This is a genomic window from Enterococcus sp. DIV1421a (assembly GCF_051711025.1).
GTDB lineage: Bacteria > Bacillota > Bacilli > Lactobacillales > Enterococcaceae > Enterococcus_B > Enterococcus_B hirae.
Genome location: NZ_JBIOLU010000001.1, coordinates 2,148,921 through 2,162,303, shown reverse-complemented (window position 1 = coordinate 2,162,303; position 13,383 = coordinate 2,148,921). Strand labels below are relative to the sequence as shown.

10 protein-coding genes are annotated in these 13,383 nt (G+C 34.0%); 4 read left to right on the top strand and 6 right to left on the bottom strand.

The genetic code is table 11. The features are described from left to right. Window positions 1–18 precede the first annotated feature (18 nt). Both IGK21_RS09785 and IGK21_RS09780 read left to right on the top strand, forming a co-directional pair. Complete coding sequence (locus IGK21_RS09785; protein ID WP_034699039.1) at window positions 19–579, top strand: hypothetical protein; 561 nt, start codon at window positions 19–21, stop codon at window positions 577–579. Window positions 580–736: 157 nt separating this feature from the next. After that, entirely contained in the window at window positions 737–2,146 is a 1,410-nt protein-coding gene (locus IGK21_RS09780) for a toll/interleukin-1 receptor domain-containing protein (protein WP_034699041.1), read from the top strand. 810 nt (window positions 2,147–2,956) lie between these two features. On the opposite strand, the gene IGK21_RS09775 is transcribed toward IGK21_RS09780, so the two are convergent. The 6 genes from IGK21_RS09775 to IGK21_RS09750 form a co-directional block, all read right to left on the bottom strand. Further along, complete coding sequence (locus IGK21_RS09775) at window positions 2,957–3,259, bottom strand: hypothetical protein (RefSeq protein ID WP_010718673.1); 303 nt, start codon at window positions 3,257–3,259, stop codon at window positions 2,957–2,959. 122 nt (window positions 3,260–3,381) lie between these two features. Continuing rightward, on the bottom strand, window positions 3,382–4,401 hold the full coding sequence (locus tag IGK21_RS09770; protein WP_034699044.1) for a phosphotransferase family protein: 1,020 nt from the start codon (window positions 4,399–4,401) through the stop codon (window positions 3,382–3,384). A gap of 75 nt (window positions 4,402–4,476) precedes the next feature. Then, window positions 4,477–6,282, bottom strand: coding sequence for an ABC transporter ATP-binding protein (locus IGK21_RS09765; RefSeq protein WP_034699046.1), 1,806 nt, complete (start codon window positions 6,280–6,282; stop codon window positions 4,477–4,479). After that, window positions 6,279–8,006: an ABC transporter ATP-binding protein gene (locus IGK21_RS09760; RefSeq protein ID WP_034699049.1), complete on the bottom strand. Its 1,728-nt coding sequence runs from the start codon at window positions 8,004–8,006 to the stop codon at window positions 6,279–6,281. Before IGK21_RS09760 ends, IGK21_RS09765 begins: the two co-directional genes overlap by 4 nt. Further along, window positions 8,003–8,455, bottom strand: coding sequence for a MarR family winged helix-turn-helix transcriptional regulator (locus IGK21_RS09755; RefSeq protein ID WP_010718669.1), 453 nt, complete (start codon window positions 8,453–8,455; stop codon window positions 8,003–8,005). The genes IGK21_RS09760 and IGK21_RS09755 overlap by 4 nt, the downstream gene beginning before the upstream one ends. A gap of 444 nt (window positions 8,456–8,899) precedes the next feature. Continuing rightward, window positions 8,900–9,733: a GNAT family N-acetyltransferase gene (locus IGK21_RS09750; RefSeq protein WP_034699051.1), complete on the bottom strand. Its 834-nt coding sequence runs from the start codon at window positions 9,731–9,733 to the stop codon at window positions 8,900–8,902. A 283-nt stretch (window positions 9,734–10,016) separates the two neighbouring features. Between IGK21_RS09750 and IGK21_RS09745 the strand changes: the two genes are divergently transcribed. Together IGK21_RS09745 and IGK21_RS09740 are read left to right on the top strand one after the other, a co-directional pair. Then, window positions 10,017–11,657: a malolactic enzyme gene (locus IGK21_RS09745; RefSeq protein ID WP_034699054.1), complete on the top strand. Its 1,641-nt coding sequence runs from the start codon at window positions 10,017–10,019 to the stop codon at window positions 11,655–11,657. Window positions 11,658–11,875: 218 nt separating this feature from the next. Next, window positions 11,876–13,198: a 2-hydroxycarboxylate transporter family protein gene (locus tag IGK21_RS09740; RefSeq protein WP_034699057.1), complete on the top strand. Its 1,323-nt coding sequence runs from the start codon at window positions 11,876–11,878 to the stop codon at window positions 13,196–13,198. The last annotated feature ends 185 nt before the right edge of the window (window positions 13,199–13,383 follow it).

Below are 13,383 nucleotides of genomic sequence, written 5' to 3'. Positions count from 1 at the left end.
GAATATTGAGGTGAACAAATGGCATTCATTAAATTAATTTTTTCTATTTTTTCTCTGGCTATGTTAATTACTATGATTGTTAGTTTTATTATGATAATGAAATTTACTATAGTACAGCATAGATTGAACTTTAGGAAAAAACAATATATAAAGAAGAGTTTTCCAAAACTCACAAAGAAAGATCTCAAATATCGTCAAATAAAAATATTTAACTACCAACAGCTATACCTTAATAGTGGTTTGAAACATAACCTTCAAATGACTGCTCTAATCGGTTCATTTATAGGGATGATAGCGATGTTTATAATTGCATTTTTTACAAAAGATGTAAATCTATCGTTTGTGTTATTGTCTCTTACTTTCTGTTTAATTTCTATTTTTATATTGACACAACCTAGTTTGAAAGAACGGAATAGTTTTTGGAATGATTATTTAGAAGAACATCCAGATAATCCATTGAACGTTTGTTCATTCCCTTTAGACTTAGATGAAAAAGCGTATGAGAATGAAAGAAAATTAGGTGTTTATAGTCTTATTTTTGCTGTCTCTCTTTTTGTTGTTTCTTTTATAGGAAATTAGGAATTACTTGTTTTTATTAAGTTTAAAAGCTTCTGTTTTTTTATGAGGGTAGAAGTTTTTTATTTTTATCCTTTATATATAATCTATATTAGGTATAGAAGGAGTAAGTTATGCTAAATATATAGTATTAATTACATATTCATTGGGGGAAATACTGTTGGAAAATATTAAAACAAAAAAGGTGTTTATATCGTATAGTTGGTCAAATGAAGAACACAAGGAAAAGGTAATACGATTAGCTGAAGAGTTAGTGAATCTAGGTATAGACGTAATATTAGATGAATGGGATTTAAAGCCTGGACAAGATAAATATGAATTTATGGAACAAATAGTTACTGATTCTTCTTTGGACAAAGTGCTAATTATAACAGATAGAGTTTATGCTGAAAAAGCAAATAAAAGACAAGGGGGTGTAGGTGCGGAAACTCAAATTATTACCCCCTCTTTATACGAAGATTTAGGGGAAAATAAATTTATACCGATTATTTTTGAGAAAGATGAGAATACTGGGAAAGCTTTTTTACCTACTTATGTTAAGTCACGTATATATATTGATTTATCTAGTGATCAAGTATATCAGCAAGGACTCGAACAGCTTGTTAGAGATATATATGAAAAACCTTTACGTACAAAACCAAAATTAGGTAAGGCACCTTCTTATATTGTTGAAGATAGAATCAACACTTTTAAGATTGAAAGAAAAGCTGATGATGTAGAGTATGCGCTAAGTAAAGGTACAAAAAGAGTTGTTTTTGCACTTAAAGATTATTTTGATATTTTTATTGAAGAACTAGATAAGCTTGAAGTAAAAGAAAATTCTGGTGAATCTTATGATGCTGCTGCTTTACGAATGGTAGATGAGTCACTTCCATTTCGTCAATCATTCGTAAAAGTATTGAATGTTTTTGTACAGGAAGAGAGTGTTGACTCGGAATTTATTAGTGAATTTTTTGAAGACTTTTACAATAAAATTATGCAAATGGAAACACAAGATATGTTGGCTCCAGAAGCAGCAAAATTCTTATTGACAGAATTGTTCATATATACAACGTCAGTATTTATTAAGTTTAAAAGATGGGATAATTTATCAAGTATATTAAACCATATATTTTATAGTAAATCTGAGCGCAATAATTTTTATTTTGTTGCTTTGAGGATACCACCTCGGATTATATTGGGTGGAGAAATTCAAAGAGGCAGTGGCAGAGTTTCAATAATAGCTGAAAAAATGGAGAAAAGAACTACTGAAAAAGAATTTAATTCGATGATTGAGGCTGATATGTTTTTATATTATGTGAGTAAGATAAATCCACTTATAGATACGTATACCTGGTTTCCGATATTGTATATTTTTCTAGACAGATTAAACGGAAACATAAAAGTACTTACTCTGCTAAAAAATAAATCGAATTTAAGAAGTTTATTGCCAATATTTGGCGTATCCCAAGTAGACTTAACAATGAAAATATCCAGTATAAATGCTAGTCCAGGTTATCCAAGAGCTTTTAAGCAAATTCCGGCATTCCAAAGTTTTATAAAATCAGATGAAATTGGAGTTCAACCTTAAAATAATAATTGAAATTAAAAATTTCCTAGATCTGAGGAACTAAAGTGGTAATAGTTTATAGTATTGATTGTTTATAATATGTTATATGCTAACATAAAAGTAGAAGATAAATTATTCTTCAAAAACATCGTTTCTTCCAAAAAAATAATACACAAATCAGGAAAAGCAGATCTCTCACTAGTAGGATCTGCTTTTTTATTTGCTAAATATGTTATTGTCTTCAGATCAATAATTTGAGTATATCTAAATAGTTTTGAATACTTATGTGTCATTTTTCTAGATAAATGACATAAATATTCAGCGCTAAGTGACAAAAGAAACTAATTTTCCATGATTGATTTTTAAATATCTCAATCTATCTTCAAAATTAGTTGCTTTTGTGGCTATTGTTGTCTATGAATATGACAAATAATTAGAAAAAACTATGGCAATTAAACATAAAAATGACAGAACACGAAATGAATTGATTTTCTAAAAAATAAAGTATCCAGAAATGGAGGGATTTCTGGACACTTTTGTTGTAATCGAATATGAAGTGTATCCTATTCTTTTTGTGTCTATAAACACTCAAACAAAGTTCATTAAATGTTTAGATGTGCTGCAAGTTTTTTAATTGCTTTATTTTTAGTCGCTTGGCTAAGGTTAACCATCGGTGTCCTTTTTTTGTTAACAGCCAACTGATGAATGTATGTCATCTAATACAATAGAAGAATAGAGTTATAACAGGTATTTAAATATGTGTTTCTTCTGAAAAATAAAATACTCCAAGCAAGAGAGAAATTCTCAATTGCTTAGAGTATTCGCAAGCCCTTATTTTGATGAACTTTTCCAATTCTCATATTGTTCTTTTAATTTCTTGATATACCAAGGGATTCGTTCAGGATTGTTGCTCAGAAAAGTCAAAGCATTTTCTTCAGATTCAACAATTTTTTTATCAATCACATAGGCAAATTTTTGTATGTCCATTTCTAACTTATCAATATCACTTATGAAAAATAGTTGACCGTTAGTTTTGGCGGTCTTATTTAATGAACTCCATTTTATTTGTTTATTTTCATATGAACTATCATTAGACTGATTGTTTTCAAAACGAAATTTTATTTTTTTATTCATAAGCTTCCTCACCCTTTATATTCATCCTAATTTTTTGGTTTCAAGAAATATTTCATTAAGATAGATTGGTTAGACTCATCTTTTTAAGGTATTTTAATCCTTTTTGGTAGTTGGAATTTTCTTTATTTGATAACATATTCATTTTTGCTCAATTTTTTTAAAAAGGTTTTAATTTTTGAATTTAGATAGTATCGGTATATTTCCGCTATAATTTTCGGATAGCGATAGGTGCATGCTATTTCTACCAAATGAGTATAGATATCATAGAGTACAAGCCTAATCTTATCTTCTTGACTAAACGTAAAATGATCATTTATCACTTTACTGTAACCTGAGATGAAATTTGGATCTTTTTCTAATCTATCTAACATGAATGAAGGGAATGTGGCTAATGGATCTCCGAAAAAGAATCGTTCAAAATCAATGATACCAGAGATAGTCAACTTTTCTTTTTTGGGCGCTAAATATATATTTCCAGTCCACATATCATAATTAACAAGCTTAGGTGTTTGAATTTCATCCAGCAGTTCTTTTCTTTGTTCTATAGCAGATAAGATTTCAGTATACGGAATTTTGTACCCGTGCTTTCGAGCATCCTCTAACAAATCGCTAACCATAGCTGTGAATGCTTCACTCCAAGATGTGTAACGATAATGACGTTCTTCTTTGATATAGCCAAACCATTTGCCTTCAATCCCATGTAATTTAGCATTGATTTTCCCGAGTTTTTTCATCAATTCAGGTCTTGATTTATTTAAAAGCAAGTAATTAGAAAAATAGTTGGACCAAGTTTTTCCTTTAACACACTCTAATAGAATGTAATTATAAGGAATCACTTTTCTTGAAAAATCATATGCATACATTTTGGGTACAGGGACATGATGATCTTGGAGCAACTGATAAACATAAACTTCTGTGTAAAGTCCGCCTTTTTCTAACAAAGGTAAACCAGCACTTTCGTCAGGTGCAGTCTTTAATACTACTCCGTTGCGTAATTCTTGGGTGCCTTTTATTAGGTAGACTGTATTCAGCGTTCCTTCCTTAAATTGCTTGATACTCGTAACTTCAGAATATTTAAATTGTTTGTATATAACCGTTTTGATTTGTTCATTTGTTAGCGCATTTTTTGTTGAAATCTTCATACCTTCCTCCATACGTTACTTGCAATAATTTAGTTTCTTCATTCGTCGAAAGAGCATTGATACCAAGCACTTAGATTAGGCTGCAAATTGGCTATTATATAAATCAGCATAGAACCCATTTTGAAGAATCAATTCTTCGTGATTCCCTTGTTCAATAATCGTTCCTTTGTCCATGACCAGAATATGATCAGCATCTTGAATCGTTGAAAGGCGATGAGCGATGATAAAACTAGTACGGTTTTTCATCAGGGCATCCATTGCTTTTTGAATTTCAGCTTCCGTACGTGTATCTACGCTAGACGTTGCTTCATCTAAAATTAGAATTGCTGGATCTGCAAGAATAGCTCTAGCTATAGTTAGTAATTGCTTTTGTCCAACAGAAATATTTGATGTTTCATCATCCAAGATAGTTTGATAACCATCAGGAAGGGTACGTATAAAATGATCGATTCGTGCAGCTTTAGCGGCTTTGATAATCTCAGTTTCTGGAGCATCTCTTTTTCCATAAGCAATATTTTCAGCAATAGTACCCGAGGATAGCCAAGTATCTTGGAGAACCATCCCAATGATCGAACGCAATTCTTGACGAGTCATTTCCGTTATATTGACATTATCGATAGAAATCTTACCTCCATTTAATTCATAAAACCTCATGATTAAGTTAACTAATGTTGTTTTGCCAGCGCCTGTAGGACCAACGATGGCTACTTTACTTCCCGCTTTAACATCAATATTAATGTTATCCATCAACATCATGTCTTCTTTGTAGCCGAAACGAACATTTTCAAAACGCATTTGTCCTTTGACTTTAGGTAAGCTAATGCGTTTGTTCGTTTCAGGAATTTCTTCTATTTCATCTTCTATTTGATAGATCCGCTCAGCAGCGGCAATAGCTCCTTGAAGTGAATTAGAGATATAGGCAAATGTAGACACTGATTCAGATACTTTTTCAATATATTGTAAAAACGCTTGAATATACCCAATTGAAATACTTCCATTTAAAACAAGAATTGCCCCGCCAATTGCGATTACAACATAGCCTAAATGGTTCATAAATTGGATGATTGGATTGATGACGTAAGTAATGAACTTTGCTTTTTTTTCTTTCTGACACAGATCTTCATTTAAAGACGCAGTATTCTGAATCATTTCATCTTGGATATTAAATGCCTTAATAATTATATTTCCTGTGAATGCTTCTTCGATCTGAGCATTCATGTTTCCCAAAGCTTTCTGGTTCTCAGCATGAGCAACCTGTGTTTTTTTCGTGAACATTGAAGCAATTACCAGACTCAAGAACACAGTGCCTAGTACAATCAAAGACAGCAAAGGACTAATCATAAACATGATGAACAAGGCACCAATCATTGCTACAAATGAAGAAAGCAGTTGAGAAATTCCATCTTGTAAGGTTGTCGAAACTTTTTCAAGGTCGCTAGTGATACGACTGGATATATCTCCTTTTTTATGTGTATCATAAAATCGAAGTGGCACTCTATTCAGTTTTTCACTAATTCGTTTTCTCATTGAAAGCGTGACATTTTCTGCAACACTTGCCAAGACATATTGTTGCAGATAACTAAACAAAGCTCTGGCGGAAAAAATACCAACTAGCAATAGCAGCAACGTATTCATTGAGTGTATGCCTATTGTAAATGCGTTACTTGTTTGTACAGGTAATTGAACTTCTTGGGCAATAAGATTGATAGCCTGAGCTAATAACAAAGGATAAATTATACTCAGTAACGAACTAATCCCTACACCTATAAGAGTTAATAGTAGTTTCCATTTTTGTCCCATGAGATCAGTGTACAGACGAGAAGTTGTTTTTTTCACACTCTTTATTTTTGATGGATTTCCATTTACGGTCGTGTTACTCATGCGATATCCTCCTTGCTAAACTGAGAATCAACGATTTGTTTATAAGGTAAGCAAGTCTCTAATAAAGTCTGATGGGTGCCAATACCTGCTACTTTACCTTCGTCCAAAACAATGATTTGGTCGGCATCGATAATTGTATTGATTCTCTGAGCTACAATAATCATAGCGGCTTCTCTTGTTTCCTTTTTCAAGAGTGACCGAAGTTTCGCATCCGTCTTATAATCTAGGGCTGAAAAGCTATCATCAAATACATATAACTCAGGCTTTTTAATTAATGCACGTGCAATGGCTAGTCTTTGTTTTTGTCCACCAGAAAAATTATTTCCTCCTTGTGCTACTGATGTTTCAAATCTATCATTTAAGCTGTTAATGTAATCATTGACCTGAGCAATTTTACAAGCATGAGTGATTTCCTCATCTGTTGCATCTTTCTTACCATGTTTAAGATTATCTAAAATCGTGCCACTGAATAAAAAAGCTTTTTGAGGCACATAGCCAATTTCCTCTCGGAGGGCTGCACTAGATAAATTTTTGATATTTTTCCCTTTATAGGAAATAGTTCCTGTATAAGAGTGATAAAACCCCATAAGTAAACTTGCGATTGTTGATTTTCCAGAACCTGTACTTCCAACGATAGCTGTAGTTTGACCTTTCTTTACACTAAAACTAATGTCTTCCAACACTGGTTCTTCAGCATTTGCATAACGGAAAGACACTTTATCAAATTTGATTACTTCCGTTACTTCAGCAGTGTCATTGATAGAAGTCTCTGAGGAATCATCTTCCTCAGCATTTAAAACAGCTAGTATCCTATCAGCACTTATTTTTGCTTTCGGAAGGCTAGTGATTCCTGCAAGTCCCATGATCAATGACATAAGAATGATAGAAGAGTATCCGATGACGGCGATGATATCTCCTAATTGCATTGATCCATTGGTTACCCTGATATTTCCTAGATAGACAATCAACAATGTAGAAAAATTCATGATAAGCGTAATGATCGGCATGAGGATGGCAAATAGTTTATTTATACTAACTGCTGTTTTATTGTAGTCAAAAAAGGATTTATCCATACGGCTCTTTTCATAGTCCATACGATTAAAGGCACGAATGACTCTGACACCAGTAATTTTTTCCCTAATATTCTTATTCATCTTGTCAAAAAGCGTTTGCTGTTTTGCTAGAAGAGGAATCGCTTTTTTGCTAATTAAAAAAGCTAAGAAAAGAATGACCACCATGATTCCCATGATGCTGATTGCTAAACCAGTATCTTTTGAAAAAGTGAGAACTAATCCAGCAATTGCCATGAAAGGAGCGGGTAAGAGCATTTCAACTGATGAAGAAAAAGCTTCTTGGATTTTTGTTACATCGCTGGTATTTCTACTGATCATTGAAGCTGGTCCGAAATCATTGAATTTATCTATTGATAGATTTTGTGCTTTTTGAAATAACGCATTTCGAAGGTCACGGCCTAGATAGGCAGAAATTTTTGAAGAAAGATAAGTACCAAAGATGGAAAAACTCATGATAGTAAGTGCTACCAAAATCATCAGTGTACCAATTTTCCAGATATAATCTAAATCCCCTTGAAGAATACCATTATCCACAATATCTGCAGTGAGGGTAGGGATATATAATGTTCCAAATCCTTGTATGAAAACACATAAGATCATTACTATAGTTTCTTTATAATATGACTTTAAGAAGGAAAATAATTTTTTCATGATTCATTTCTCCTTTTTAAGTAATCTTCTAAAGAGAAAAAGAGTTCATTGGAAAATCTCTCAAAATCATCAATAAAAGTTGGTGCAATTTTCATAGTTTCTTGAAGGGCTTTATTTTCAATCTCATATACCGGTTTTAATACTTCTTGGGCATAGAGGAGACCTTTTTCAGTTAAACAGATTTGTAATTCACGTTTTTTCCCAGGAATATTTTTAAGAGTAATGTATCCATCTGATTCACATTCTTTGATCAGCGTATTGATTGTTGTTTTGGGAAATGACCAATCCTCGCAGATTTGTTTCTGTGAATGGAATTCTCCATCGTCTAAAACATATAAGAGCCAAAATAAATTTTCTTTGACACCAGATAATTTTGAAATTTTCCAATAAACACCATCAAGTGTAGAAGTTATTTTTCCAATTCGTTGATTCGTGTGTTTTTCAGCCATTTATGAACCTCTCCTTTATAATCCTAATTCGTACTTATGATAATAATACGAATTCGTACTAATGTCAATGATAGAATTTAGTCTTTTGATAGGGTTCTTTGTTTTTATTATTAGAGAATAATAGTTGGTCGAAAAAAATAAGAAGTGACTAGTATAACGACTGGATTCATAAGAATGGAGGACACATTTCTAGTAGGGGAAATTTGAATGCTAAAACAACTGAATTAGGACTTAGTAGATGTGAGGAATGGAATAGGATATTTATTGAGGACACATTTGATTGTTTTTCTTTACTGGAGGGATCAAATGAGGGAAATGAAGGGGGAAAAATGAAAAGATGTTGGTGAACTTCACCAACATCAAAACGTATAAAGCCATTCTATATAGAGCATTCCTTAACTGAAAAACTGTTTTATTTCTAGTGATACTTTGGAGTGACAGCTTTCAATATTTAGTCAGTTGGCAAACATAGTAATCAAATGTACTTTTCTTTTCAAAGCCCATGTTTACATATAAATCATATGCAATTTGATTGGTTGCATCGACTTCTAAATAAATTTCTTTTTCTTCTTTGATTAATAATTCTTGGATCAAACGGTTCAAGCAAAGTTTACCTAACCCTTGACCACGAAAAACCGGTGCTACGACTAAGCCGTAGATACCATAGGAAGATAGATCCTCTTCGATTCGGGCACAAGCAATCAGTTGATTTTCTTTATGAAAAACAACTGTTTTCTCTAAATCTTCAGATGACAATGGAGGAACCGTTGCCCCAATTTCTCCTAATTGGAGTTGGGCAATTAAGGAAGATTCCTTTAGAGTAGCTTTTTGTGGTCGATAAGGAGAATCTAGCTGTTTAAATTTGTTTGGCTGAAGAATCAACCGATACTCAGTAAACTGTTTGTTCAATTCTTTTTTCGACTCAATGTAATTTTTCAAAAAAAGGTCATGTGGATCAGTGATGTAAAGAATCGTTGTTCGGCCGATGGTTTGAGCAAATCCCATCATTTCGTCAAGTAGTTGTTGTAAACAAGCCAAATTTTCATGCACGATCATTGTCACTTCTAGTTCGCTCTCATCATAAAAACTTAAAAAAGCATAGGCAATAAGTGTCTCTTCTTTAAAACAAAGGACATGGCGGATCTGGTCGTTCGTTTGTTCAGCAAAATCAGGAGCTAGTTTAAACTGGCAGTGACGCTGCTGTTCGATCTGTTCTTTCAATTCACGGATCGTTTGCTTGGTATCAGGTTGTAGCTGTCTTGTGATAAATACTTTCATTTATTTTCCCCAATCAAAAGATTTTTCTCATCTTATCTTATTTTTTTAACCAACACAATAAGAAAGTGAATCGCGGTAGTTGGTCGTTCCTTCATTTGGTCATGGAGCCAGAAAGCGAGTCATTGTATTCAACGAGAGTGTCATACAAATGCAATGCTCATAAAAATATAGTTTATAAGGAAAAGTGACATATAAATAAAATTTATGGTAGGTATTAGTTTTGACTATATTCTTTTCTCACGCCTATACTTCCCTTGTTACTAAAACCTAGGAGGAATTAGCTATGTTGACAGGATTAAACTTATTAAATAATCCATTTTTAAATAAAGGAACAGCTTTTACGAAAGAAGAACGTGCGAAATATGGGATTACAGGTATGTTGCCAAGCACAGTCCAAACGTTAGAGGAACAATCGATTCAAGCATACGGACAATATTTGAGTAAACAAAGTGATCTTGAAAAACGGATCTTTTTAATGAATTTATTCAATACAAATCGGACACTCTTCTATAAATTAATGGGACAACATTTAGTTGAGTTTATGCCAGTTGTTTATGATCCAGTCGTTGCGGATTCAATCGAACAATACAATGAAATTTTCTTAAAACCGCAAGATGCTGCGTTTCTTTCAATTGATGAACCAGAAAATATCAAAGCAAGTTTACAAAATGCTGCGGACGGTCGAGACATTCGCTTGATTGTGGTGACTGATGCAGAAGGAATCTTAGGTATGGGTGACTGGGGAGTCAATGGTGTAGATATTGCGATCGGTAAATTGATGGTTTATACAGCAGCTGCTGGAATCAACCCTGCCCAAGTATTACCTGTATCGATTGATGCAGGAACAAATAATGAAGAATTACTAAATAATCCATTGTATTTAGGAAATCGCCATCGTCGTGTGACAGGACAAAAATATTATGAATTTATCGATCAATTCGTTGATGCAGCAACGGATCTTTTCCCAGAACTATTACTACATTGGGAAGATTTTGGACGAGGAAATGCTGCAACGATCTTAGAAAAATATGAAGATAAAATCACTACTTTCAATGATGATATCCAAGGAACAGGGATTGTTGTTCTTGCTGGTGTACTAGGTGGACTGAATATTTCTGGAGAATCATTGAAAGACCAAACTATTTTGACTTTTGGAGCCGGTACTGCGGGCGTAGGTATTGCCAATATTCTATTAGACGAAATGATTCGTCAAGGTGTATCAGAAGAAGAAGCTCGAAAACACTTTTATCAAGTAGACAAACAAGGGTTATTATTTGAAGATACAGAAGGTTTGACTCCAGGACAAATTCCTTTTGCTCGAAAACGATCTGAATTTACTAATTCTGCTGAACTAACAACTTTAGAAGCGGTCGTAAAAGAAATTCATCCAACAATCATGATTGGGACATCGACTCAACCAGGTGCGTTTACGGAAGAAATCGTTAAGGAAATGGCAAGCCATACACCACGTCCAATCATCATGCCATTGTCTAATCCAACGAAATTAGCGGAAGCGAAAGCCAAAGATTTAATTGAATGGACTGATGGGAAAGCATTAGTAGGAACTGGGATTCCGGCAGCAGACGTGGAATACCAAGGAGTAACTTATCAAATCGGACAAGCAAACAATGCGTTGATGTATCCAGGGTTAGGACTTGGTTTGATTGCTTCAACGGCTACACGTGTGAATGCTGAGATCATTTCTCAAGCAAGTCGTGCATTAGGTGGAATCGTTGATGTTACAAAACCAGGCGCAGCAATTTTACCTCCAGTTGCGAAGATCACTGAATTTTCTCAAACAATTGCAGAAACAGTAGCGAAATCTGTTGTTTCTCAAAAATTGAATCGTGAAGAAATCACTGATATCAAAGCAGCAGTGGAATCTGCTAAATGGGTACCAGAATACCAAGAGTTAGACAAATAAGCTTGACCAAATTTTTAAAACAAAGTGAATGAAGGATTAGTTGAGCACAATCATACACAGAGTACGTTAATCGGTGAAAGGAAAGCAGCTGATTAGATGCAACGAGGTGAAAAATGGGAATCACCTGATGAAGAAGCTATAAAAATCAGATATTGAACTATTTTTCAACGTACCTCAGCCTTTCACCGTGCTTTTTTATTCAGAAAGGATCTGTATGAATGACACAAAGAGAAGAATCAACTACAAAAGTTGAAGAAAAAACAAAAGAAGGATTTTGGACAACTAAGATTACTGGAGTAAGTCTTCCTATCTATTTTATTATGGTATTAGTCCTGATCGTTGCAATGGCACTTGGGAAATTACCAACGAATATGATTGGTCCGATCGCTGTTCTAGTGATATTCGGGAATTTATTTCATTTTATTGGTACAAAAATCCCAATCGTTAGAAGTTATCTAGGTGGAGGTTCCGTATTTGCGATCTTTGCCTCAGCTGCAATTGCGACTTTTGGTATATTACCAGAATACGTGGTGAAAGCTACTGAAAATTTTGTAAGTAACATGGGTTTCTTAGATTTTTATATCGCAGCTTTAATCACTGGGAGTATTTTAGGGATGAACCGTAATTTACTAATGAAAGCATCGGTACGTTTCATTCCAGTAGCACTTATTTCAATGATTGTCTCGTTTTTTGCTGTTGGTCTAGTTGGAATGTTAATTGGTAATGGGTTTGGACGTTCCGTACTGTATATCTCTTTACCAGCAATGGCTGGAGGAGTTGGAGCTGGCGCAGTTCCATTATCTACGATTTATGCGAACGTCTTAGGAACGAATGCTTCCTCTATTATTTCTCAATTACTCCCAGCTACAGCAATGACTAATGTCTTAGCCATCATTGGAGCAGCTTTGGTTGCTCGTGCAGGAAAATCAATGCCTAAATTGAATGGTGAAGGCAAACTTATGGCAAAAGGCGATCTTGGTGACGGTAAACCACGGAATGTGAAACCATCGATCCCCCAATTAGGTGTAGGTCTAATGGTGTCATTGACATTCTTTATTTTAGGACAAATCGGCAACTACTTTGTGCCAAAAATCCATGCGTATGCATTCATGATTATCATTGTCGTGATTTGTAAAATTACAAATCTCTTACCTGATTATTATGAGGATGCAGCAATTATGTTCAATAATCTGATCGTTAAGAATTTAACAGCAGCTGTCCTTGCAGGAATAGGGATTGCGCTATTGAATCTAAATGTCTTAGCTTCAGCGTTAACTTGGCAATTCGTTGTTTTATGTTTGACAAGTGTTGTAGCAATCTCGCTCACTTCAGGATTCGTGGGACGTTTGTTCGGTTTGTACCCAGTTGAATCAACCATTACAGCTGGATTGTGTAACAACTCAATGGGTGGTACAGGGAACGTAGCAGTATTATCTGCGGCTAATCGAATGGAACTAATTGCTTTTGCGCAAATGGGAAATCGTTTAGGCGGTGCAATCGTCTTGATCATTTCAGGATTTTTGATGCAACTATTTTCTTAAGGAACGAAGACAATAATTTTTTCCTTACTTTAATCGATAAGAAAAACATAGATCTGGAACAACGTTTGTTCCAAATCTATGTTTTTTTGTTTACATTCTTCTAATTGAGCAGGAACTACCCATGATGAAAGTCACGAGTGTACTCGGCTAATTCATCAACCCAAAAGCATGAATCGTAAAAGAAA

Excerpts from the sequence above, each read along its gene's own strand:
- IGK21_RS09785 (WP_034699039.1), top strand. The coding sequence starts at position 19 with ATGGCATTCATTAAATTAATTTTTTCTATTTTTTCTCTGGCTATGTTA.
- IGK21_RS09775 (WP_010718673.1), bottom strand. The coding sequence starts at position 3,259 with ATGAATAAAAAAATAAAATTTCGTTTTGAAAACAATCAGTCTAATGAT.
- IGK21_RS09770 (WP_034699044.1), bottom strand. The coding sequence starts at position 4,401 with ATGAAGATTTCAACAAAAAATGCGCTAACAAATGAACAAATCAAAACG.
- IGK21_RS09765 (WP_034699046.1), bottom strand. The coding sequence starts at position 6,282 with ATGAGTAACACGACCGTAAATGGAAATCCATCAAAAATAAAGAGTGTG.
- IGK21_RS09760 (WP_034699049.1), bottom strand. The coding sequence starts at position 8,006 with ATGAAAAAATTATTTTCCTTCTTAAAGTCATATTATAAAGAAACTATA.
- IGK21_RS09755 (WP_010718669.1), bottom strand. The coding sequence starts at position 8,455 with ATGGCTGAAAAACACACGAATCAACGAATTGGAAAAATAACTTCTACA.
- IGK21_RS09750 (WP_034699051.1), bottom strand. The coding sequence starts at position 9,733 with ATGAAAGTATTTATCACAAGACAGCTACAACCTGATACCAAGCAAACG.
- IGK21_RS09745 (WP_034699054.1), top strand. The coding sequence starts at position 10,017 with ATGTTGACAGGATTAAACTTATTAAATAATCCATTTTTAAATAAAGGA.
- IGK21_RS09740 (WP_034699057.1), top strand. The coding sequence starts at position 11,876 with ATGACACAAAGAGAAGAATCAACTACAAAAGTTGAAGAAAAAACAAAA.